28 protein-coding genes are annotated in these 21953 nt (G+C 69.3%); 14 read left to right on the forward strand and 14 right to left on the reverse strand.

Annotated features, from left to right (window positions below):
• Window positions 1–2 precede the first annotated feature (2 nt).
• Window positions 3–1256, forward strand: a complete 1254-nt coding sequence (locus tag A5757_RS06330) for a cytochrome P450 (RefSeq protein WP_066830233.1) — start codon at window positions 3–5, stop codon at window positions 1254–1256.
• Window positions 1249–1878, forward strand: coding sequence for a TetR/AcrR family transcriptional regulator (locus tag A5757_RS06335; RefSeq protein WP_066830236.1), 630 nt, complete (start codon window positions 1249–1251; stop codon window positions 1876–1878). The genes A5757_RS06330 and A5757_RS06335 overlap by 8 nt, the downstream gene beginning before the upstream one ends.
• 47 nt (window positions 1879–1925) lie before the next feature.
• Here A5757_RS06335 and A5757_RS06340 read toward each other — a convergent pair whose 3' ends face one another.
• Complete coding sequence (locus A5757_RS06340; RefSeq protein ID WP_066830244.1) at window positions 1926–2792, reverse strand: hypothetical protein; 867 nt, start codon at window positions 2790–2792, stop codon at window positions 1926–1928.
• A gap of 7 nt (window positions 2793–2799) precedes the next feature.
• The gene (locus A5757_RS06345) at window positions 2800–3264 is read right to left on the reverse strand and encodes an SRPBCC family protein (RefSeq protein WP_066830246.1); all 465 of its coding nucleotides are present in this window, start codon (window positions 3262–3264) and stop codon (window positions 2800–2802) included.
• A gap of 193 nt (window positions 3265–3457) precedes the next feature.
• Here A5757_RS06345 and A5757_RS06350 point away from each other — a divergent pair, with 193 nt between their 5' ends.
• Window positions 3458–4282: an alpha/beta fold hydrolase gene (locus tag A5757_RS06350; RefSeq protein ID WP_231983901.1), complete on the forward strand. Its 825-nt coding sequence runs from the start codon at window positions 3458–3460 to the stop codon at window positions 4280–4282.
• Window positions 4283–4421: 139 nt separating this feature from the next.
• Window positions 4422–4991: an HD domain-containing protein gene (locus tag A5757_RS06355; protein ID WP_066830250.1), complete on the forward strand. Its 570-nt coding sequence runs from the start codon at window positions 4422–4424 to the stop codon at window positions 4989–4991.
• 20 nt (window positions 4992–5011) lie between these two features.
• Here the strand turns inward: A5757_RS06355 and A5757_RS06360 are convergent, their stop codons facing one another.
• Genes A5757_RS06360 through A5757_RS22690 form a run of 4 tightly spaced genes read right to left on the reverse strand, consistent with a single transcriptional unit; the run spans window position 5012 to window position 6469 of the window.
• On the reverse strand, window positions 5012–5524 hold the full coding sequence (locus A5757_RS06360; RefSeq protein WP_066830253.1) for a polyketide cyclase: 513 nt from the start codon (window positions 5522–5524) through the stop codon (window positions 5012–5014).
• 50 nt (window positions 5525–5574) lie between these two features.
• Window positions 5575–5952 (reverse strand): DUF4267 domain-containing protein, encoded by a 378-nt coding sequence (locus A5757_RS06365; protein ID WP_066830255.1) that lies wholly within the window; start codon window positions 5950–5952, stop codon window positions 5575–5577.
• A gap of 19 nt (window positions 5953–5971) precedes the next feature.
• Window positions 5972–6289, reverse strand: coding sequence for an NIPSNAP family protein (locus A5757_RS06370; RefSeq protein WP_066830259.1), 318 nt, complete (start codon window positions 6287–6289; stop codon window positions 5972–5974).
• Between the two features lie 9 nt (window positions 6290–6298).
• The gene (locus A5757_RS22690) at window positions 6299–6469 is read right to left on the reverse strand and encodes a hypothetical protein (protein WP_197497273.1); all 171 of its coding nucleotides are present in this window, start codon (window positions 6467–6469) and stop codon (window positions 6299–6301) included.
• 99 nt (window positions 6470–6568) lie between these two features.
• Here A5757_RS22690 and A5757_RS06375 point away from each other — a divergent pair, with 99 nt between their 5' ends.
• A complete protein-coding gene (locus A5757_RS06375; protein ID WP_066830262.1) occupies window positions 6569–7156 on the forward strand; it encodes a TetR/AcrR family transcriptional regulator in 588 nt (195 codons plus the stop codon).
• Here the strand turns inward: A5757_RS06375 and A5757_RS06380 are convergent.
• A complete protein-coding gene (locus tag A5757_RS06380; RefSeq protein ID WP_066830265.1) occupies window positions 7153–7545 on the reverse strand; it encodes a hypothetical protein in 393 nt (130 codons plus the stop codon). The two genes, A5757_RS06375 and A5757_RS06380, sit on opposite strands and share 4 nt — an antisense overlap.
• Window positions 7546–7823: 278 nt before the next feature.
• Between A5757_RS06380 and arr the strand changes: the two genes are divergently transcribed.
• The 3 genes from arr to A5757_RS06395 all read left to right on the forward strand — a co-directional run bounded on the left by arr (window position 7824) and on the right by A5757_RS06395 (window position 10116).
• On the forward strand, window positions 7824–8252 hold the full coding sequence (arr, locus tag A5757_RS06385; protein ID WP_066830268.1) for an NAD(+)--rifampin ADP-ribosyltransferase: 429 nt from the start codon (window positions 7824–7826) through the stop codon (window positions 8250–8252).
• A 21-nt stretch (window positions 8253–8273) separates the two neighbouring features.
• Window positions 8274–8903 (forward strand): FKBP-type peptidyl-prolyl cis-trans isomerase, encoded by a 630-nt coding sequence (locus tag A5757_RS06390; protein WP_156618196.1) that lies wholly within the window; start codon window positions 8274–8276, stop codon window positions 8901–8903.
• A gap of 145 nt (window positions 8904–9048) precedes the next feature.
• The gene (locus A5757_RS06395) at window positions 9049–10116 is read left to right on the forward strand and encodes a diguanylate cyclase (protein WP_197497274.1); all 1068 of its coding nucleotides are present in this window, start codon (window positions 9049–9051) and stop codon (window positions 10114–10116) included.
• A 9-nt stretch (window positions 10117–10125) separates the two neighbouring features.
• Here A5757_RS06395 and A5757_RS06400 read toward each other — a convergent pair whose 3' ends face one another.
• Entirely contained in the window at window positions 10126–10434 is a 309-nt protein-coding gene (locus tag A5757_RS06400) for a hypothetical protein (protein ID WP_066830274.1), read from the reverse strand.
• A gap of 109 nt (window positions 10435–10543) precedes the next feature.
• Between A5757_RS06400 and A5757_RS06405 the strand changes: the two genes are divergently transcribed.
• The 3 genes from A5757_RS06405 to A5757_RS06415 are packed head-to-tail and all read left to right on the forward strand — an operon-like array spanning window position 10544 to window position 12840.
• Window positions 10544–11047: a hypothetical protein gene (locus A5757_RS06405; RefSeq protein WP_066830277.1), complete on the forward strand. Its 504-nt coding sequence runs from the start codon at window positions 10544–10546 to the stop codon at window positions 11045–11047.
• A 37-nt stretch (window positions 11048–11084) separates the two neighbouring features.
• Window positions 11085–11459, forward strand: coding sequence for an RNA-binding S4 domain-containing protein (locus A5757_RS06410; protein WP_066830279.1), 375 nt, complete (start codon window positions 11085–11087; stop codon window positions 11457–11459).
• 1 nt (window position 11460) lies between these two features.
• Window positions 11461–12840 (forward strand): NAD(P)/FAD-dependent oxidoreductase, encoded by a 1380-nt coding sequence (locus A5757_RS06415; protein ID WP_066830281.1) that lies wholly within the window; start codon window positions 11461–11463, stop codon window positions 12838–12840.
• A gap of 5 nt (window positions 12841–12845) precedes the next feature.
• Here the strand turns inward: A5757_RS06415 and A5757_RS06420 are convergent, their stop codons facing one another.
• Together A5757_RS06420 and A5757_RS06425 are read right to left on the reverse strand one after the other, a co-directional pair.
• A complete protein-coding gene (locus A5757_RS06420) occupies window positions 12846–13802 on the reverse strand; it encodes an SDR family NAD(P)-dependent oxidoreductase (RefSeq protein WP_066830284.1) in 957 nt (318 codons plus the stop codon).
• Entirely contained in the window at window positions 13799–14428 is a 630-nt protein-coding gene (locus A5757_RS06425) for a TetR/AcrR family transcriptional regulator (RefSeq protein ID WP_066830415.1), read from the reverse strand. The genes A5757_RS06420 and A5757_RS06425 overlap by 4 nt, the downstream gene beginning before the upstream one ends.
• Before the next feature lie 87 nt (window positions 14429–14515).
• Between A5757_RS06425 and A5757_RS06430 the strand changes: the two genes are divergently transcribed.
• Window positions 14516–15733, forward strand: a complete 1218-nt coding sequence (locus A5757_RS06430) for a cytochrome P450 (RefSeq protein WP_066830286.1) — start codon at window positions 14516–14518, stop codon at window positions 15731–15733.
• A 157-nt stretch (window positions 15734–15890) separates the two neighbouring features.
• Entirely contained in the window at window positions 15891–16955 is a 1065-nt protein-coding gene (locus A5757_RS06435; protein WP_066830418.1) for a diguanylate cyclase, read from the forward strand.
• Window positions 16956–16978: 23 nt separating this feature from the next.
• On the opposite strand, the gene A5757_RS06440 is transcribed toward A5757_RS06435, so the two are convergent.
• Window positions 16979–17767 carry an SDR family oxidoreductase gene (locus A5757_RS06440; RefSeq protein ID WP_066830290.1) on the reverse strand — a complete coding sequence of 263 codons (789 nt, stop codon included), beginning with the start codon at window positions 17765–17767 and terminating at the stop codon, window positions 16979–16981.
• 23 nt (window positions 17768–17790) lie between these two features.
• Window positions 17791–18597, reverse strand: coding sequence for a YihY/virulence factor BrkB family protein (locus tag A5757_RS06445; RefSeq protein ID WP_066830293.1), 807 nt, complete (start codon window positions 18595–18597; stop codon window positions 17791–17793).
• 45 nt (window positions 18598–18642) lie between these two features.
• Here A5757_RS06445 and A5757_RS06450 point away from each other — a divergent pair, with 45 nt between their 5' ends.
• Window positions 18643–19332 (forward strand): CDP-alcohol phosphatidyltransferase family protein, encoded by a 690-nt coding sequence (locus tag A5757_RS06450; RefSeq protein WP_082929340.1) that lies wholly within the window; start codon window positions 18643–18645, stop codon window positions 19330–19332.
• Here the strand turns inward: A5757_RS06450 and A5757_RS06455 are convergent.
• Entirely contained in the window at window positions 19241–20785 is a 1545-nt protein-coding gene (locus tag A5757_RS06455; protein WP_082929345.1) for an NAD(P)/FAD-dependent oxidoreductase, read from the reverse strand. The two genes, A5757_RS06450 and A5757_RS06455, sit on opposite strands and share 92 nt — an antisense overlap.
• Window positions 20782–21900: a glycosyltransferase family 2 protein gene (locus A5757_RS06460; protein WP_066830306.1), complete on the reverse strand. Its 1119-nt coding sequence runs from the start codon at window positions 21898–21900 to the stop codon at window positions 20782–20784. The genes A5757_RS06455 and A5757_RS06460 overlap by 4 nt, the downstream gene beginning before the upstream one ends.
• Between the last annotated feature and the right edge of the window lie 53 nt (window positions 21901–21953).

Raw genomic sequence — 21953 nt, forward strand, 5'->3', positions numbered from 1 at the left:
CGATGACTGTGAACACCGCCGCTCCCAGCGTCTTCGACGCCGCACTCCCCACGCTGGAGTACGGCTTGGACGCCGCTCCACACGACATCCTCGACGACGTCCGACGGGCGCAGTCGTGCGCGCCCATCGCCATGGGGCCTCTCGGGCCGGAGATCCTGTCCTACGAGCTGTCCCGAGAAATATTGCGGGACAACCGCTTTCGACTACCCCCTGGAATCACCCTGGCCGCTCAGGGCATCACCTCAGGGCCGCTGTACGACAAACTCGTCAACAGTCTCCTGGGTCTGGACGGACCACCACACGTCCGGTTGCGCAAGCTGGTGTCCAAGGCGTTCACGCCGCGTGCCACCGCGCGCCTGCAGGAGACGATTCACGAGATCGTCAACGGGTTGATCGACCGGGTGGCGGAGGCCGGACGGTGTGACGTCGTGACCGACATCGCCCGGCCCTACCCCACGCCCGTCATCTGCGCACTGCTCGGGGCGCCTCGAATGGATTGGGAGCTGTTCGCGAACTGGACAGAGGAGATCTTCCAGGCCTTCAATTTCCGGCCCGATGCCGATTTCGACGAAGCGGCGATCATGCGGGCGTGGAACGAACTCGACGCCTATGTCGACGATATGGTCGCCGCCCGCAGAAGCAAGCTGACCGATGACCTGCTCTCGGAGCTCATTCGCGCCGAAAGCGACGGTGACCGGCTCAATCTCGACGAGCTGCGCATGCTGGTGGCCGGGTTCCTCATGGCCGGAACGGACACCACGCGCAACCAACTTGCCGCGTCGGTCCAGGTGCTCTGCGAGCATCCGGATCAATGGGCAAAGCTGGGAGATCATCCCGAACTCGCGATGCAGGCGGTCGAAGAGACCATGCGCCACTCGCCCGCCGGCAGTATCGTGCCCCGTGCCGCCGTCGAAGACGCCGAATTCGGTGGCTACCTGTTCCCGGCGGGAACATTCGTCCTGGCCAACACCTTCGCGGCCAACCGAGATCCTGCGATCTACGACGACGGCGACCGGTTCGACATCGCCCGCGAGGGCGCCAAACCGATTCTCACCTTCGGCGGCGGTGCCCACTACTGTCTCGGGGCCAATCTGGCCCGCCGCGAGTTGGCGGAGGCGCTCGTCGTTCTCACCCGCCGGTTGCCGACGGCCCGGCGCGCCGGCCCGGCACCGTGGAAGTCCCTGCTCGGAATGACCGGTCCGACCACACTTCCGATCGAGTTCGCCGCGGCTAACTCGGTGCCGGCGGATGCGTAGTCGCGGCTGGGCCGGTTCGACGCCCGCCACCGATGAGGAAGCGATTTCCCGGATCCTGGACGCGGTCGACCGAGAAGTCGCCGAACACGGTCCAGCGATACATCTTGCGGACGTCGCCCGCCGCCTCGGGGTCACCCGACAGACGATCTACCGATACTTCCCGAACGCCGACGCCCTGCTGATGGCCAGCGGTGTGCGTGCGGTCGACGGCTTCATCGATCAGCTGGTGGACCATGTCCGCGGAGTCCGAGACCCGGTCGTCGCGGTGGTCGAATGTGTATCGAGGGGCATCGAAATCCTGGGCGGAGATCCGCAGTTGGAAAGCCTGCTGACCCGCCGACCGGACGGCCACGCCGTCACCTCGCTGACCTCGGATACGGCCAAGACCCTCTGCCTGTCGTTCTTCCACCGCCTCGACGTCGACTGGCCGTTGCACGGATTCGACACCGCCGGATGTGACGATCTCGCCGAAATGACCCTTCGCACCGTTCAATCCATGCTGACCGATCCCGGTCAGCAACGCACCGGCACCGAACTGCGCCACTTCGTCAGGCGCTGGCTCGGACCCGCCATCGTCTACCCGCGATGGGCCTCGCTGAAGATTGATCCGGCGCTCGGCTGAGCGATCAGGCCGACATCTCGCCGGCCTTCGCGTGGCCGATTTCCGCGTCACACCGCGGAGATGTGCAATTGTTCCCGCGCGGCGCGAACAACCGCCGCGCGCTCGACGTCGCCGAACGGAGTGGTGGCCAGGAAGTACGTCGAAGGTCTGGTGCCGACGATGATCACCACCACGTCATCGCCAAGGATGGTCGGATCCGGCACCCGGACAGAGACCGGTACCTCGATCGTGCTCGTGGGCGTTCCGTCCAGACGCCCCGCGGTCGGTACGCCGTCACCCGCCACCGCGGACGTGTCCGCATAGAGGTCGCTCCGCAGAACGCATTTCAGCAACAACCGGGCTTGGTCGGCGAGCGACATCGACGGATCGAAATTGGTGATACCCACGGTCAGCTGTCCGATCCAGCCACGGTCACCCATGTCGCTGATCTTCTCGTCCAGCGACACCGCGTCGATCGAATTGGGCACTCGGTGTTCGGGTTTGGCACGCCAGTCCGGCGCCACGCTGCGCGGAAAGGACAGTCCGCCCGCCGACACCATCGACAGGTCACCCGGAGGAACTTCGCCACTGGTCACGCTGTTCGTACAGTCGGTGGCTGAATGCTCGACCGGCGCGGGCGCAGGTTCGACGCTCAGACTCTCAGCAGCCGGTCCTGAGTCGTTGGTACGCCACAGGAGCAGGGCTGCCGCGACTGCGACGACCGCGACGACGGCCACACCGATCAGTGCAGCAGGCGGCTTCCGGCGCCGATCGTTCAGCGACGCAGGTTCGCTCGGCGCAGTCTCCGGAAACGGAACCGCCGGCGGATCCGGTGGCGCGTGCGGCGACGGCCACGGCTCGCCGGCGCCCCACGCGGGCAGGTCGGGACCCGGCGAGCCCCCCGCTCCGGCGCCGTCACCGGACGAACTGCTCATCGATCGATCAGGCGGACGTCTCTGCGGCGAGCCGGGCCAGCGTGTCGGCCAGATCGTCCTCGCTCACCAAGGGGAACTTCACTTTCTCGAGCAGCTTCTTGTCGGTGACCTTCGACCAGTCGTAGGTGTGCCGCACCAACGTCTCGCCAGGTCCCTGCGCCTCGAACTCCCATACCCACTCCCACCCGGGCGGTTCGGTGCCGGCGGGCGCGGTCTTCCAGGCCAGCAGCTTGTCCTTGACGTAGCCGGAGACGTGGTTGTCGGTCTTGTACTCGCCGCCCATGTGGTCGCCCTGCATGTTCATCGTGAACACCTGGCCCACCTCCTGGATCCGGTCCGCGTGGTCGACGCTGCGGACGAAACCCGAGCCGTCAAGGGCCACGTGGCGCTCCGGATTCGACAGAATCTCGAAGATGGTGTCGACGGGTGCATTAATCGTGCGTTCGACGGTGACCTTCGTGTTGTCGCTCATCACCCCACCCTGCCGAATCTCCGGCGGCACGGCAACGTGCGTGTCCTCAACCGCCGAAACCCGCAAGTCCGCCGCTCCCCCGCATACCGTGTACCGGAGTGTCCTGCAGTCGGGGTGGACCGGAGGGTTTCGTTTGTCTGGCTTGACTCACGGTGGCTTCAGAAGCCCCGAAGCGCGACGGCGCTACCTCGCGGTGTACGACGAGCTGCGGGGACTGAGCCCGCCGGCCGACGTCGTGCACGACGTCGGCACGACGTTCGGCACCGTTCGGGTCTACCAACACGGGCCCGACGGCGGCGTGCCGATGGTGTTGATCCACGGCTTCTTCCTGACCTCGGCAATGTGGTGGCAGCAAGTGGCCGAGCTGACAGACGAGTTCACCGTGTACGCGCTGGACATGCTGGGCCAGACCGGGGCGAGTTCTCAATCGAGATCGGTGCTCACGCCCGCTGCCGGTGCGCGCTGCATCGACGCGGTTGCGGAAGCTCTCGACCTGCGCGGTGTACACCTGGTCGGACATTCGTACGGCGGTTGGCTCGCCACGCATACCGCTGCGCGGATGCCTCAACGGTTGGCGACACTGACGCTCGTCGACCCGGCCAGCACGGTCGCGCGTCTCCACGGGCGTTTCTGGCGGAGTTTCGCCCTCCTGTTGTTCCGCCCCCATTCCGCGTCCGCACGACGGGCCGCGGGGTACATCACCGGATTTCCCGCCCCGGGCAGCCGCGTCGATGCGCTCACCGACCTGTTCGTCGCCGGGTTCGCCTCCTGCGCACCACCCCGGCACACACCGCCCCTGCTCCTCGCCAGTGATCGCCTGCTTCGCTCGGTGCAGATACCTACCCAGGTTCTGCTGGCGGGCAACACCATTCATGACTCGGCGCTGGGCATTCGGCGCATGCTGTCGGTGGTGCCCCACTGGCGATATCACCTGTGGCCCGACGCCTCACATCTGCTTCCCGCCGAGGTGCCCGACGAGGTGAATGCCTGTATCCGTCAGTTCGCCATCAGCCGTTGAGGGAGCAATCGACGGTGAACCCTTCGCGCAACGCGGTCATGGCTACCCGGGTCGAGACTGCGCCCATGGCACCAGTTCGACAGGCGGTCGGCGTCGGGCAGGACTACGTTGATCGGACGCCGCGAAAAGGAGTTCTCTCATGAGCACGCCGACACGTGCCACCTACCGGATGATGTCCGAGGGCACCGCCGAGGATTACGCGCTGATCAGTCGCGCCGAGGAGAAGAACAACGCCGGCCTGGTACCGCGGGTTCTGTCATTGGTCGAAGCGCTCGACGACGGCGAGCAGGCCTATCCGATCAGCCGCCTGGACCACTCACTGCAGTCGGCGACCCGGGCCTACGATGACGGACGATCGGTCGAATACGTTGTCGCGGCGCTGTTGCACGACATCGGCGACACGTACGCGCCCCACGCCCACGGCGCGTTTGCCGCCGCAGTCCTGGCGCCGTACGTGTCGGAGCGGATGGCCTGGATCGTGAAGGTCCATCCGGAGTTCCAACAGTATTACTACGCCCCGCACATGGGTGGCGTTCGAGATGCCCGCGAGAGGTACCGCGACCACCCGTGGTTCGACGACTGCGTCGAATTCTGCGAGCGCTACGACCAGAACTGTTTCGATTCGCGGTTCTCACATCGTCCACTCGAGTTCTTCCGCCCGATGGTCGAGGAGGTCTTCGCCCGCGAACCGTGGACCGCTGTGCCGTGATCAAGATCTGTCGACGTCCGTCAGCTACGCACCTCCGCTCGTTCGGCGAGGCGCTTGAGGTTGAGGAGCTGGCGGCGGGCCATCACCAGATCGCCCACGGACAGCAGCGGAACGACCGGGCCGGTGAAGCGTGCTGCTGGAACAGCGATCTTCAACAGCAGCCGGGTGCCGCCCGAATCCGGTTCGAGCACATAGGACATCACGGCGCCGAGGATCCGTCCGGTCACGTGGCGCCCGGGTTCCACCGACAGAATTCTGCCGAGCCGTCGACCACCAGCGGTCGAGAAATTCTCCCCCACAACCGGATTCGGCAGTCCGAGAAGCACCTGAGGCGACCGACGACCGCGGTTGTCCAGCCAGTCGTAGGAATACGGCGCCACCCTGATCTGGGTCAGCCAAGGCCATATGTGTTCAGGTGCGGCCGCCACAGAGACACCGCGCCAGAACTGCCCGGCAGGCTCGGGCACCAGGTCATCGCAGGGATATCGCCGTGCGACCTCGGCGTCGGTCACGCCCCACCGGTCCGCGATCATCAGGCCTCCGACATGTCTGCCATTGGATCGTACGTCGTGGTGGTGTGCTCCTACGCCGCAAACAGCAGCGCGGTGGTCAGAAGCATAACGGCGGCAGTCCCTCCGTGCACCCCCAGAGCCACTGCCCTGGTACCGCCGTTGCGCAGCACGATCACGGCGTCTCCGAGCGGGATGGTCGTAGCCGCCAGCATCATCCAGCCGAGGAGATGCGTTGCGCCCGCGGCGATCAGAATGAGCACGAACAGTCCGGTCGCGACGTCGCGGACGCCCTTCACCGACAGGTAGGCGCCGGCGTAGGGCTGGCTGAGGTCCGGCTGCACTCCGTACCCGGCCGCGGCGACGCGCGGCGCGACGAGAAACCGTATGCCGATGGCGATGATGGCGACGGCGAGCAGCCCGGCAAGAACATGGGCGATGGCGGTGATCATGCGGGCTCTCCCGAGGGTGTCATCGGATCGGTGAAAACGGTGCCGGTTCAAGCGCGATCGCTCGGACGTCGATGATCTCCCCGACATCGAATCCGGTCATGTCTGTGGCGAAGTCGGGGTGGGCCATGACCTCGCGGGTGAGCTGCTCCGGGTCCGCTCCCTGCGGGTAACGGATCAGCGCAACAAGTCGATTCGCTCCACCCTCGAGCTCGATCCACACCCCGTGGGTGGTGATACCGAACTCGCCGAACGTCGCGATGTGGCGTGCCCAGTGCACGGTCGCGTAGCGGTGCAGCGCCTGCGGCGACCGCAGGGAGTAGATCCTGAGTTGAAACATCGATCTGCCTCAGACCGTCAGGGCCACACACAGCGCGGCGACGGCCGTGCCCTGCAACAGCGCACGCCCATTGATGACGTGGTCCCATTTGGACTGCAGCGCAAGGCTGTTGGGCGGTGTAACACCGGCGTCAGCGGCCGCCGCCAGCTGCCGGTTGATGGGCGCACTGACCAGGATCATGGCAAAAAGCCTCTCGATTGCCGTTGCTAGCGACGCTAACCCCGACCGTGCGCACTGTCAATAGCGGTGCTAGCACTACTATCAGTGCTATCTTCGAGTATGGCCATCGAGGCTCGGCGAGACCGAGAGCGCAACGCCCGACGGCGATTGATCGTCACCACCGCACGCAGACTCGCTGAGACCGAAGGGTGGGACGCCGTCACCACCCGCCGACTGTCCACCGAGATCGAGTACAGCCAGCCGGTGCTGTACAAGCATTTCTCGGGCATGGACCAGATTGCCGCAGCGGTCGCCGTCGACGGCTTCGGTGAGCTCACGCAGGCCATCCGGGCCGCTCGCGCCGACGCGACCTCGGCCGACGATGCGCTGAAGCGAATCGCCCACGCCTACAACGATTTCGCTCATACCCACCCTGCGGTATACGACGCGATGTTCACCCGCACGACGACCCTGCCCTTCGCCACTGAAAACACGCCACCGGAACTCGCGGCTGCCTTCGCCGAACTGCGCGACGTCGTCGGTGCGGTCACCGGCGAGCACGAGGTGGACTCGCTCACCGAAGTGCTGTTCGCCGCACTGCACGGGCTGGTCGTGCTCGGTCGCGCCGGCCGCATCCGACCCGACCTCGAGTCCGAACGCCTTCGCCTGCTCGTCGCGCGGTTCACCGGCGTCGCGGACCCCAACTAGAACGCATAGACGTCGTCGATGCTGACGAACATGCCGTGTCCGGTGCGGTCGTTGGTGAACAGCGTGCCGTTCGCGTCCGGATAGATGGTCCAGTTGCCCCGGTGGTATTCGGTGCCGTACTGCATGGTCGTGGTGGGGTTGTCGACGGCGAGGTTGGCGTCCTGCCACTGCAGGTCTCCCTCGCCGTGGGTGACGGCTTGGAATTTGGCGCCGGGCTGGGTGAACGCACCCTGGCAGACGACGGCGTCCTGGCCCGGGTCGGCGATCGTGGAGTCCGGCGTCACCGCGCACAGCATCCGGCCGGACTGGGTCACGTAGTTGTCGGCGGCGGCAACCGGCGCTCCGACCAGTGCGACGATGACGAGTGCTGAGGCCAGCAGGGTCTTCACGGTGTCTCCTCGGGAGTCAGGGCACTTGACGCCGTTGACTCTCCCGTTCGGAGCTTCTCAATTCCTTGGTGGATTCTTGGCAATCGAACTGACGGCCCGTCGGCGATCGCCGAGATCGACGAAATGCCGGAAACTACTCGCATTTCTGCGCCCATTTGATCATTTGGGCGCGGTGGCGATCCCCTTTCAGGATATGCCGCCCACCGGGGCTTGCGGCAAGGCCACCGGTGTGCCGCACAATCGTCCGGCCACGACGTTTCCGACGAGGGGAGAAACCGGTGCCGGCCATTCCGAAACCGTTCGAAGTCCACGAGTCCGGCGCATATCTGCACGGGACCAAAGCCGATCTGAGCGTGGGTGATCGGCTTGTGCCTGGCCACCCGGCGAACTACGGCGAGAACCGCATCGCCAACCACGTGTACATGACGAAGACCCTCGACGCCGCGGTCTGGGGCGCCGAGCTCGCCCGAGGCGACGGCCCGGGCCGGATCTACCTCGTCGAGCCGGAAGGACCCGTCGAGGACGATCCGAACGTCACCGACAAGAAGCTGCCGGGCAATCCGACGCGCTCCTACCGCACCCGCGAGCCCGTGCGGGTGGTCGGCGAACTCACCGACTGGGTCGGTCACACCCCGCAACAGCTGCGGGCCATGCAGGACACCCTGGCCGATCTCGAGCGTCGGGGCCTGGCCGTGGTTTACGACTAGCGTGACCGACCCGGCTGTAGCGTGGCGACCGTGAACATCACCCGACTGCCTTCCTCCGTCGCGCTGCTGACCGGCACGGCATCGCTGGCCCTCGTGCTCTCCGCGTGTGGCTCCGACGCTGCGGAGACCGCGCAGAGCACATCGTCGTTCGACGATCTGTTCTCGTCGTCGGTCACCGAGCAGTCCGCGGACTTCTGCCCCTCCGCAGCGCCGGCCCAGGGCGGGGCGCCCGAGTGGACGCTGCCCGGCGCCACCGGCAGCGTGGCGGTCACCGGCTCCACCGACGCGACCGCACCGAAGGTCGAGGTCACCGCCCCGTTCAGCGTGACCGAAACCCAGGTGCAGACCCTCAAGCCCGGCGACGGACCGGTCGTCGCCGACACCGCGTCGGTATCGGTCTGCTACATGGGCGTCAACGGCCGCGACGGACGGGTGTTCGACAACAGCTACGAGGGCGGCGCGCCGGTCGACTTCCCGCTCGACGGCGTCGTGCCCGGTTTCCAGAAGGCCATCGCGGGGCAGAACGTCGGCTCCACCGTCGCGGTGGCGATGATTCCGGCCGACGGATACCCGCAGGGTCAGCCCGCGGCCGGGATCGAACCGGGCGACACGCTCGTCTTCGCCATCAAGATCCTCGACGCCACGAACTGAAGTAGCGCACCCGGCGGCAGCCGAGCACAGCCGCCGGGAGCAGTTCCGACGCCGATGGACTCGCAACCCTGCCCGGAAACATCGCGATAGCTACCATCGAGACGTTCCGGTGGCGCGACCGGGGATGTCGGGAGGCTGGCAGGTGATGGTCTGGATCAGGGAGTGGTGGAACCAGCCCGACCAGTTCGACAACATCACCGATTTCCTGCATCAGCGAGACCTCATGCGGTCCGCGCGGATGATCATGGCCGTGGTGGCGTCCGCGTCCGGCTCCATTCCGTTGACCGTCCTCGCCAGCGAGCGCCAGTACAGCGTCGGCGCGGTGCTGGTCGGCGTTCTCGGGGTGCTTTTCACCGCCGGAATGGTGCTCTTCTGGCTGACGCGGTGGCCGACCCGCCGCCAATCGCGGGCGGCGGTGGTAGGCGGCGCGATATGTGTGGCGCTGTGGACCGTTACCCAGGACTCCGCCGCGATCGCGACCCTCGGCTGCACGGCGATGACCGTCACCGGCGGGTACATCGCCGTCTTCCACAGCGGCCGGGTGATGATCGCCAACTCCGCCCTGGCCATGGCGATCACGGCCGTCACCACGCTGGAGTTGGCCCGCAATAGCGGCGCCGCCGCCGCGGCCGCCGCCTTCGGCCTCATCTTCCTGCTGAACCTCTCGGCGCCCCTGACCATTCGCGCGTTGTCCCGGGCGCTGGTGCTCTACGCCCAGCGCTCCGAAGAGGATCCGCTCACCGGCCTGCTCAACCGCCGCGGGTTCGTCGACGCCGTCACCCGGCGCGCGTCCCTGGCGCCGTCGACGCACACCCACCTGACCGTGTTCATGCTGGACCTGGACCACTTCAAGATGGTCAACGACACCTACGGTCACGCGGTGGGCGACCGCACTCTCCTCGGTGTCGCCGACGTCCTCAAACAGCGGTGTCCGCCGGAGGCGGTGATCTGCCGCGCGGGCGGCGAGGAGTTCCTGGTGGCCATGACAGGCCCGGCCGGCGCGGAAACGGTCACGGCCACCGCAACCGAACTCTGCGCAGGTATCAGCGAGGTGCGGCGGGACGTGACAGCGAGCATCGGGACGGCGCGCATCGCGCTACCCGAACTGACCGGCCCCGACTCCGCCCGCCGGATCGCCCGCCTGATCGAGATCGCCGACAAAGCGATGTACTCGGCCAAACACCGCGGCGGCAATCAGGTGCGTCACGCCTGACCGCGGACGTCACGACCGGGGCGGCTCACCCGGCGCGTCGACGTGGACCTGCCAGCGCGCCCGCCGCTGGGCGTCGGTCTGCTCCCACCACGGCGGGTCGCCCCGCTCGCCCAACGCCACCTTGGCGGCGTGCACCCCGGCGCGGGCGGTCTTCTCCTGCGCGGTGCCCTTCACCCGACGCACCTCGCGACGCCACGCCATCAGGATGCGGGTCAGTTCGGCGCGCCGATCCTCGGGAATCGCCGGATCGGTGGCGCGCCAGCGGCGACCGTTGATGACGATGTGATGCCCGTCGTCGGTGGTCTGCGGCTGCGCCATGGCGCCAGCGTAAGGGCCTCGCCGAGGCGCCGACTTGCTTAGCCGTACTCGCCGATGGGTATGCCCGGGTGGCACGTATACGCCTCGAGCACAGGAGACGCACCGAGCCATGAAGACTGATCGCCGTACCCGTCGCGTCCCGTTTGTCGCGGGAGTCGCCGCCGCCGCCATCGCGGTGAGCTTCACCGCAGCATGCGGTTCGAGCGACAGCGGAAGCGAAGAATCGACCTCCACCTCCACCTCCACGTCGTCGGTCACGACGACGCCGCCGGCCACGACCAGCGCTCCCGCGCCGGCTCCGGGCGGCACCGGCGAACCGGGCGGCGCCCCGGGTGATCCCGGTGGCGCTCCGGGTGCCGGTGCCGGACCGGGCGGCGCGACCGCCGAGGTTCCCGGCGCCGGTGCCGGCGCAGGACCCGGCGGCGCCTCGGCCGAGGTCCCCGGCGCAGGCGCGGGTGCCGGACCCGGTGGCGCGTCGGCCGAGATCCCCGGCGCGGGCGCAGGTGCCGGACCCGGTGGCGCCTCGGCGGGTGTCCCCGGCGCTGGAGCCGGGGCCGGACCCGGTGGCGCCGAGGCCTGCGCGGGCGGCATCTGCGTCGGCACTGGCGGCTGACGCCTCGTCCAACGACCACCCGGGTCAGAATGAAGAAGTGGAATCGACCCGGGTGGATCGCTGGCTCTGGGCAGTCCGGCTGACGAAGACCCGGCCGGACGCCGCAGCCGCCTGTCGCGGCGGCCACGTGCGGGTCAACGACCGGCCCGCGAAACCTGCGACGACGGTGTCGCCCGGCGACGAAGTGCGCGCCCGGATCGGGGACCGGGAACGCATCGTCGAGGTCGTGCGGGTGATCCAGAAACGGGTCGGCGCGCCCGACGCCGCCACTTGCTTTCTCGACCGGACGCCACCGGCACCGCCGACGACGTCGGTGCCCCTGGCAGTCCGCGATCGTGGCGCGGGGCGGCCGACGAAACGCGAGCGGCGGGTCCTCGACGCGTGGCGGGCCGGCCAGCGGCAACAATGGTGAGGTGACAGACCACGGTTCGACCCGCGTGTTGATCATCGGCGGCGGCTTCGGCGGGCTGTTCTGCGCGCGCCGGCTCGGCCGGACCGACGTCGAGGTCACGCTTCTCGACCGGTCCGCCTGCCACGTCTTCCAACCACTGCTCTACCAATGCGCCACCGGCACTCTCAGCATCGGACAGATCAGCCGCTCGCTGCGCGAGGAACTTGCCCGCCACCGCAACGTCACCCCCCTACTCGGGGAGGCGTGCGACATCGACGTCGACGCGCGGCGGGTCACGGCCTGCCGGCCCGACGGCACGACGTTCAGCCTCGACTACGACGTCTTGATCCTGGCCGCCGGTATGCGGCAGGCCTACTTCGGGCGCGAGGACTTCGCGCAGTGGGCGCCGGGGATGAAGACCCTCGACGATGCGGTGACCATCCGGCGTCGAGTGTTCGGCGCGTTCGAGGTCGCCGAAACCCTGCCGCCCGGTCCGGACCGTGATGCGTGGCTCACCTTCGCCGTCGCCGGGGGCGGGCCGACCGGCGTCGAACTGGCCGGCCAGATCCGCGAGGTCGCCACCCGGGCGCTGGCCGACGAGTTCCACAGCATCGACCCGCAGGACGCGCGGGTCATCCTGTTCGACGGCGGCGAGCGGGTGCTCAGCAGCTTCGCGCCGGCGCTGACCACCAAGGCCACCGGCGCGTTGGAGGCACTGGGTGTCGAGCTGCGGATGGGGGTGCACGTCACCGATGTCCGCTCCGACGGCATCACCGTCTCACCGAAAGCCGGTGGGCCCGATGAGGATTTCGCGACGCGGACCGTGCTGTGGACGGCCGGCGTCGAGGCGGTCCCCTTCGCCCGGCGAGCGGCCGAGGCGCTTGGCGCCACCACCGACCGTGCCGGGCGCATCGCCGTCGACGCCGACCTGTCGGTGCCCGGACATCCGGAGGTGTTCGTCATCGGTGACCTCGTCGGACGGGACCATCTGCCGGGTGTGGCCGAGAACGCCATGCAGGGCGGGCTGCACGCCGCCGCCTGCATCCGGCGCGATCTGGCCGGTAAGCCGCGCAGACCTTACCGGTACCGCGATCTGGGATCCGCGGCGTACATCAGCCGGGGCCACGCCGTTCTGGAGGCCGGCCCGCTCAGGTTGTCGGGTCTCCCCGGATGGCTCGCGTGGGGGCTGCTGCACATCGCGTTCCTCACCGGACTGGAGAACCGGATCAGCACCGTGGCCAGCTGGCTGGCCGCGACCGGACGCACCCGCCGTACCGACCGGACGTTCATCCTCGGCAACACCACCTCACCCGAACACCCCTACACGTGGATGACATCCGTGCACCCCAACATGATTCATCCGACGGACGACGAGACCTCCTCGGCGCCGGGCGGCGGCTGACAGCGTCAGCCCTCGGCAAGCGTTGCCAGCAGCGCCGACATCTCGTCGCCGGGACCCGCCGGCACCGTGTGGCCGGCAGTGTCCCGGATCTCGTCGAGATGCGCGTCGATGTCCTCCATCGACAGCGACGGGTTGTAGTACCCCTTGGTCCTGCCGATGAAGAACCGGGCGACCTGACCCGCGCCCACGGTGTAGATGTCCCCCGACACCGCGCAGATCGCATGCGCGAGGTAGCCGACCACCGGCGCCACGAGCGCGGGATCGAGTCGTGCGAAGAACGGTCGCATGACCTCGTCGGCGGCAGCCGCGGCCTCGTCGTCGGCGAGGTCGAGGACGCTCCGCATCGAATAGTCCAGCATCCGCGTCGCCGCGATCGGCGCGACCGCATTGACCTTGATGTCGGCGTCACCGGCCTCCGCGGCCAGCACCCGTGTCAGCCCGATCAGCCCGGTCTTGGCCGAGCCGTAGTTGCTCATCCGCGGCGCTCCCAAGATGCCGGCCGCCGAACAGGTGTTGACCACACGCCCGAAACCATTGTCGCGCATCACCTTCCAGGCGGGTCGAGTGACGAAGAACGCCCCTCGCAGGTGGACGTCGAGCAGTGGATCGAGCCGATCCTGCGACATGTCCTCGAACGCCGCGTCATCGACGGTGCCCGCGTTGTTGACGAGGACGTCCACCGTTCCGAAGGCCTCGAGCGCGGTGTCGATGACGGCCCGGCCACCCTCAGGGGTGACGACGCTGTGGACGTCGGCGACGGCCTCGCCACCGCGCGCGACGATATCCCGGACGGTTTGGGCCGCCGCGTCCTCACTGGCCCCGTGGCCGGTGACCGATCCGCCGCGGTCGTTGACCACCACGCGGGCGCCCCGGGAGGCGAGCAGGAGCGCGTACTCGCGGCCGAGCCCTCGCCCGGCTCCGGTGACGACCGCGACCTGGCCGTCGAACCGCAGTTCGCTCATCCTGGCCAGCTCTCGGCATGCGGCGGGTACTGGATCGAAACGCACGGCGGTAGCGCGCGCGGCTGCGGCGAGGTGGTGATGCCGTCGAGCATCAGGGCGACGTAGCGCCGCCAGCCATCCGAGGTGGGATCCATGGTCCACAGCACGCTGTTGAGCATCACCACGATGCGCCGCAGGTCATCCCCGACCACCTCCGCGCGGATGAGCCCGGCCTCCCGCGCCCGCGTCGTGAGCTCGTCGAGCGCAGCGTCCAGCTGCGCGGAGATGCCGGCCAGCGAGTCGGCCTTGCGGGCAGCGGTGAGCACACCGTGTTCCCGCGCGCCGAGCGCGACCGCGCCTTCCACCAGCTCGGTCAGACCGCGCAGTGGGTTACGCCGCCCCAGCGCACGCTCGATCACGGGGGTCAGATGCCGGGCGATGCTGTGGTCCAGCACGGCACGCGTCAGGTCCGCCTTCGTCGGGAATCGCCGGTAGAGCGTGCGCTCCCCGACTCCGGCGCGCCGCGCGATCGCCTCCATCGGGGCGTCCGCTCCCAGCTCGGCATACACCTCGCCGGCCGCGATCAGTATGCGTTCGGCGTTGCGGACAGCGTCCGCGCGTAGCCGCCGCTCTCCGGCGAGAGTCACCACACCACCATATCCGACAGTTGACTGCCAGTACGGCTGGTGGTTAATGTGCCGGATAAGTGGCAGCAGGCTGTCGATTGGGGGGTCATGACGTCGGAATCGGCCGTGGACGTTGGCGGGGGCCACATCACCGTCCCGGTGCCGCGCGACCCGCGCTGCCCGCTGGAACCGCCGCCGCAGTTCGCGGAGTGGCGGGATGCGACCGGTTTGCAGCGGGTCTTGTGGAGAGGTCGGCCCACCTGGCTGATCAGCCGCTACGACGACATCAGGGCGGCACTGATCGACCCGCGACTGAGTGCGGACATCTTCTCGGACAGCACCCGAACCAGAACCGCCGACGACACCGCCCCCGTGGTGTTCGCCCGGATCGATGATCCCGAACACAACCGGCTACGCCGGATGATGACCCGCGACTTCACCTATCGACGGGCCGAGTCGATGAGACCGCAGATCCAGCAGTTGGTCGACGACTTCCTCGACCGGATGATCGACGCCGGACCGCCCGCCGACCTGGTACGCGACTTCGCGCTGCCGGTGCCGTCGTTGGTGATCTCGCTGCTGTTGGGTGTGCCCCACTCCGACCACGAGGAGTTCCAGCTCTACAGCACCAGGGGCCTTGACTCCCGGTCCACCGCCGAGGAGAAGGCCGCCGCGGGCACGGCCATGTTCGAGTACATGCGCAGGCTCGCCGCCCAGAAGCAGCGTGAACCCGGTGACGACCTGATGAGCCGGCTCGTCGTCGACCATGTCGCGACCGGAGAACTCAACCCCGAGACCGCGGTGATGAACGGCGTGATCCTGCTGCTGGCCGGCCATGAGACGACAGCGAGCATGATCGCCCTCGGCACCGTTGCGCTGCTGCAGAATCCGGCGCAACTCGATCGGCTGCGTGATTCCACCGACCCGAAGACCGACGCCCTCATCGTCGAGGAGCTCATCCGCTACCTCACGATCGTCCACAGCCAGGTGGATCGTGTGGCCGTCGAGGATCTCGTCATCAACGGCCAGCCGATCCGTGCCGGGGAGCAGGTGCTGATGAACCTGCCCGCGGGAAACTGGGATCCCGCCTTCGTCGACGATCCGCACGTTCTCGACGGTGACCGCAACCCGAAAGGCCATTTGGGTTTCGGCTACGGCGTCCATCAGTGCATCGGCCAGAACCTCGCCCGCGTCGAACTCCAGATCGCGCTCGGCACGCTCGTGCGCCGCCTGCCGGGGTTGCGCCTGGCGGTGCCACCACAAGATCTGCGGTTCGCCGGCGAACAGGAGATCTACACCATCCACGAGTTGCCGGTGCGCTGGTGAGCCGACGTCGAACGGCACCGTCCACAGCATGACGTCATGGACTCGACCGCGCCGATTCCGTCGGCCCGCCCTGGTGGCGGGATAACATTCGGCGACGGCGATGGTGCGAATCGCCATGCGCGGGGATGGGACATATTCGTCGATGGCGTGGGTCGGCATGACGTGGCTCGGCAGATGGTGGCGTCAGCCGGACCACTTCGAGTGGCTCAGCAACTACCTGAAGGCCCGCGGTCTCGCCGACCCGGTACGCCGGGGCATGGCGCTGGTCGCCGCGTCGCTGTTTCTCGTCCCGCTGAATGCGCTGTGGGGGCCCCAACCCCTGAACCGCACCATCGCCGTAGCCGTGTCGGCCGTGGTGGGGCTCGCGGGCGTGGCGCTGGCAGTGCTGTGGTTGACGCGGTGGCCGACCCGGATCGAGTCCGTCACCTTCGCCCTCGTCGGGAGCGCGAGCATCGCATTCGGTTGTCTGTGGCAGGCCGAACCGTTGATCGGGTTGATGTCGGCGACCGCCCTGGCCGTCTCGGGCGGCTACATCGCGTTCTTCCACACCTCGCGCTACATGCTGGTCAACTTCGTGGTCGCGGTGGCGCTCGGCGCCTGGGGAGCGATCCGGGTGGCCCAGGACGGTGAGCTCCTCCTCGGCCTCAGCGGATACTTCCTCGTCCTGGAACTGAACGTCGCGGTGCCCTTCTTCATCCAGAGCGTCGTGCATTCCCTCGGCGCCGATCTGCTGCGGTCAGACCGCGACCCACTCACCGGCCTGCTCAACCGGCGGGCGTTCTCCGACGCAGTGGTGGGCCGCCTGGTCGCCGGCACCCATCACGACCACCTCGCGGTGGCGTTGATCGACCTGGACCGGTTCAAGGCGATCAACGACACCCACGGCCACGCCCAGGGTGACGCCGCACTGGTGGCCGTCGCGAAGGGTCTGATCGACGCGGCCAGCGAGACCGCGTTGGTGTGCCGGATGGGTGGCGAGGAGTTCCTGGTCGCCGACATCGTCGAGGAGCAGAACCCCGTGGACTGGGCCAAGCGCCTGTGCACCGCGGTGTCCTCTGGCCCCATCGAGGTGACCGGCAGCGTGGGCACCGCGACCGTGCCGCTGCACCGGATCCCCGCAGAGGACGCCCTGACCACGTTCCGGCGGCTCATCGACCAGGCCGACTCGGCCATGTACACCGCCAAGCGGCGCGGCGGGAATCAGACCCACCACGCCGACTAGCCCCACCGACGGCGGACGCGGGCTCAGCCGTGGCCGGACGTCTTCATCAGCTGCTCGGAGACCATCGCCAGCAGGGGCCGCGGCGCGATCCGGTAGCCGAGCGCCATGACCCGGTTGTGCAGACCGGACACCACGGTGGGGAACGGCCGGTCGACGGCCTTGAGCGCAGTGTCGACCACCTGCGCGGAGGTCTGCCGACCTCGCGTCATGAACGACTTCCCGGTCCGATCGAAGAACTCGGTGTCGGTGGCGCCGGGACACAGCGTCAGCACCTTCACACCGGTTCCGCGGGTCTCCTGCCACAGCGCCTCGGTGAACGACAGCACGAACGCCTTGGTGGCGCCGTAAACCGCCATGCTCGGCACCGGCTGGAAACCGGCCGTCGATCCCACGTTGATGATCAGACCGTGCCGCCGCTGCACCATGGCGGGCAGCAGATGACCGGTGAGTTCGACGAGCGCGACACAGTTGAGCTGGATCATCGCGGCGTTCTCCGCCGGATCCTGCTCGGCGACCCGGCCGTGCAGGCCGATACCCGCGTTGTTGATGAGGACGTCGACGTGTCGGCCCAGCGCCCCGATCTTCGCTGCCAACTCCGCCGCGGCGCCGGGCTCGGCGAGGTCGGCGGGGATGACGTCGATCTCCAGCCCGGGCTGGGCGGCCAGCAGCCGGCTGCGCAGCGCGTCGAGCTTCTCGGTGCGCCGGGCGACCAGGATCAGGTTGACGTGCTGCGCTGCCAGACGGTTGGCGAATTCTTCGCCAATGCCACCGCTGGCGCCGGTGACGAGGGCGGTGCTTCCGGTGAGTCTCATGTCTGCAACGTAGCGTCCCCGCGTCACGGCATCCGCAGCACCTCGTCGAGGGCGACGGTGACCCGAAACCCGCACAGCACCAGGATGTGCAGCAGGTAGAGCCACAGGGCCAGCGCCGAGACGGCGCCGACGATCGGCAGGCCGCCGAACGGCGCCGACCAGGGAATCGGTATCGCCAGGAACAGCACGAACCCCTGCAGGAACCCGGCGAGGATCGCGCCGGTGCTGAACGAGCCGATTGCCAGCGCCCGCCACCCGATCCGACCGGGTCCGATGAGGCCGAACACCCCGAGCAGCGCTGTGGACACCGTGACCCAGACGATGTGGAAGGCCACCACGATGCCCCAGATGAGCGATCCCCCGCCGCGGTCGTAGAGCGGGGCGACGTAGGGCGCCGACGCCAGGACGGCCAGGACGAGGAATGGGGCGCCGGCGGCTACGCCGAGCAGCCCGGCCCGCCCGCGCCACCCGGTCAGGGTGTCGGGCGCCGCGGACATCTGGACGAAGGCCCGGCGCAGGCCCTCGCCGTAGAGGCTCGCCGGGAACAGCACGACCAGCGCCTGCACCCACGACATCGACAGCGCCACCGACGTCAGCGTGCGCAATGCCTCGGGCGTGCCGTGCCCGTCGGGCAGACCACTGATCGCGGACTCCATCGCGCGGGTGACGGCCTCGTGGCCGACGAGCCCCCCGACCGCCCACAGCGACGCCAGGGCGAGAGGCACCAAACCGATCACCCCGAAGAACGTCGCACCCGCTGCCCAGAGGGACAGGTCGCTGCCGGGAAAGGTCTTGCGCACACCCGACGCGAGACTCCGCAGTCGGCTCATCGCCGTCTCCGGTCGGACGGCGGGCCGTCCTGGCAGGCTGGGGACATGGCGTCGGAGAGTCGGACCGGCGGTACGCCGGACGACAGGGAATGGTCGGCGCTGCACGGTGGGGTGCAGCCGTCGCCGGTGGTCCGCGGATGGTTGCGGATGGTGTGGTTCCTCTCTTCCGGGCCGGTGGCCAGGATTCCCCCGGACGCGCTCTCGGCCGCCGGAGTGCTGGCGCTGGTCGGTGCGTGGGCGGCCGTCGCCGGCCCGAACTGGCCGGCGTTGGCGGTCGGCCTGATCGTCGCGGCGGGGGTGCTCGACGGCCTCGACGGTGCGGTCGCGCTGCGGACGGGGCGGGCGCGTCCGCTGGGCGCGGTGGTCGATGCGGTCGCCGACCGGCTGGGTGATGTGGTGCTCGCGGCGGTCCTCGCGGCGCTGGGCGCTCCTTTGGTGTGGGTGTTGCCGGCGATCGCGCTGGTGTTGCTGCACGAGTATGCGCGGGCGCGCGCCCAGGCGGCCGGGATGCCGGGGGTCGGTGCGGTCACCGTGGCCGAGCGGCCGACCCGGCTGATCATCGTCGGGATCGCGGCGGCGGGCGTGGCGGTATGGCCCGCGGGTATGCCGGGGCCGGGCTGGGACTGGGCCGGGGCGCTGGCCGTCACGTGGATCGCCGTCGGGGTCGTCGGAGGCGTGCAGTTGCTGGTCGGGGTACGGCGGTCGATTCCGCGGGCGTTCCCGCCGGACCGATGAGTGTGGCGGTGATCTCGGCGGACATCAGCACCAGCGGGATGCCGCCACCGGGATGCGCCGAGCCGCCGACCAGGTACAGACCCGGCAGCGGACTGCGGTTGGCGGGCCGGCGCAGCGCCGCGCGCGGGCCATGGGACGCGGTGCCGTAGATCGCGCCCCCCGGCGCCCCGGTGCGCCGCTGCAGATCGGCGGGGGTGATGGTCTCGGCGAACCGGATGCGGTCCTCGACGTCGGCGCCGCGGGCTGCCAGGGTGTCGAGGACGAGGCGGGTGTAGCGCTCGCGCAATCCGGGTGCGTCCCAGTCCACACCGCGCCCCGGGTCGTGCGCGGGTGCGTTGACCATGACGAACCAGCCTTCGGAGTCGTCGTCGGGGCGCAATGCGGGGTCGTCGGGGGCGTGGACGTAGACCGTCGGATCGGGCACCGGATGCGGCCGCCGCCCGAAGATCGCGTCGAATTCGGCGTCGTAGTCGGCCGGGAAGTACACCCGGTGTGCGGCACCTGGCTTCCGCTGCGAAAGTCCCAGCAGGACCACGAATCCCGCCATCGAGCGCGGGGTGCGTCGGACCTGCCTGCGCATGCGGGTTGCCGCGTGTGGCGGCAGCAGCCCGTCGTAGAGGGTGGCGGCGTCGGCGTTGCACACCACCGCATCGGCGGGCTCCTGCGCGCCGCCGACCCGGACCCCGCGGACGCGACCGCCCGCGACCGTGATCGCCTCGACCGGCGTATCGGTCACGATGTCGACCCCGAGGTCGACGCACCGCGCCGCGAGGGTCTCGACGATGCGGCGCAGACCGCCGGGCACATACCAGGCACCGAACTCCTGCTCGACGAACGACGTCACGCCCAGCACCGCCGGGGTGCGGCGCGGATCCGACCCTGAGTACGTCGCATACCGGTTGAGCCACATGCGCATTCGCGGGTCGGGCAGCATCCGCCGACCCACCCCGTCGATCGTGCGCCACGGCGCGACCGCGCGCAGGTCGGCGGGCCGCGCGCTCATCCGGATCAGGGCGGTCAGCGAGATCGGCCGACGCAGCACCGGTTCGCCGACGAGGTCCCACAGCCGGCGCGACCGCTCGTGCAGCCGCCGCCACGCCTCCCCCGCATCGGCTCCGAGCGCCGCGTCGAAGGCGGCGGGCACCTGCGCCGGATCGTGCGGCAGGGTCAGCCGGGTGCCGTCGGGGAAGACGTATGCGCACGCGGGGTCGACGGCGATCGGCGACAGGCCGGACGGCCCGCCGGTGTCGCGCCACAGTTCGGTCAACAGGTCGGGAATGGTCAGCAGCGACGGGCCGGTGTCGAAGGTGAATCCGTCGCGTTCGACGACGCCGAGTTTTCCGCCGACGGTCGGGGCGCTCTCGAATACGCGCACCCGGTGGCCTGCTGCGGCCAGTCGGGCCGCCGCCGCGAGCCCGCCGAGGCCGGCGCCGATCACGACGACGCCGCTCACACCGGCCTGCCCTTCCACGTCAGCGAGCCGCGCACCCGGCCCACCCACGACGACACGAGCAGCCAGAGCAGCAGCAGCACCGACACCGGATGCGCGGGCGCACTCCACGCCCCCGCGCACCACCGCGCCGCCGCCGTCCGTCCGACGACGGCCGCGACGTAGCCGAGCGCGCCGATGCGGGAGCCGGTCAGCGCCGCGACCGGAGGCAGCACGTAGACCACCGCCAGCGCGGTGCCGACCGCGACGGCGCCGGCGGGCGACCCGAACGCCGCCCACAGCGATTTGCGGTAGCCGTCCCGCAGTTCGAGACCGGTGGCGTACATCTGGCAGGTGGCCAGCGCCGACCCGTCGGCGATTCCGGTGCGACCACCGGCCAGCCGCACCGCGCGCGCGAGTCCGATGTCGTCGAGCACCGCACCCGAGACGGACTCCCAGCCACCGGCCCGGGCAAGCGCGCCCGCCTCGACGACCAGGAACTGCCCGTTGGCGACCGCCATCGACGGACGGGGGGATCGTTCGGCGATCCGCAACGGCAGCGTGGTCAGCCACGACCACGCCAGCAGCGGTTGCACCAGTCGGCCGGCGGCGCCGGCCGGAATCTGCCGCGGCCACGGCGACAGCAGGTCCAGCGGACGCGGGCCGCGCAGCACTGCGACGGCCGCTGCCACCGCGTCCGGGGCGAGCACCACGTCGGCGTCGACGAAGACCAGGATGTCGCCGCTTGCCGCAGCGGTGAGCTGGGCGCAGGCATGCGGTTTGCCGAGGCGGCCCGGCGGCGGCGCGGTGCCGGTCAGAACGCGCAGCCGGGGGTCGGCGTCCGCGGTCCGGCGGACGACGTCGGCGGTGCCGTCGACCGAACCGTCGTCCAGGACGAGGATCTCGGCGTCGGCCAGTCCCCGCTGCGCGAGTAGCGACCGGATGGTCGGCGCGATGCGGTGCGCCTCGTCGCGGGCCGGGACGAGCAACGACACCTTGGCGGTGACCGGGGCGGGGTCGGCGGGTGGGCGGCGCAGCAGCCGCTGGTTGAACAGCTGGTGCAGAGCACCCGCACAGGCCAGTGACGAACCCGTGACCACCAGGGCGCGTAGGGTTTCGGCGAAGCGCGCATCGGGCACCTGCAAACTCTACGGAAGCGCGCCCCACCACATTGTCGACGGGTGTGGAAGCA

Source organism: Mycobacterium sp. 852013-51886_SCH5428379 (assembly GCF_001665575.1).
Classification (GTDB): Bacteria; Actinomycetota; Actinomycetes; order Mycobacteriales; family Mycobacteriaceae; genus Mycobacterium.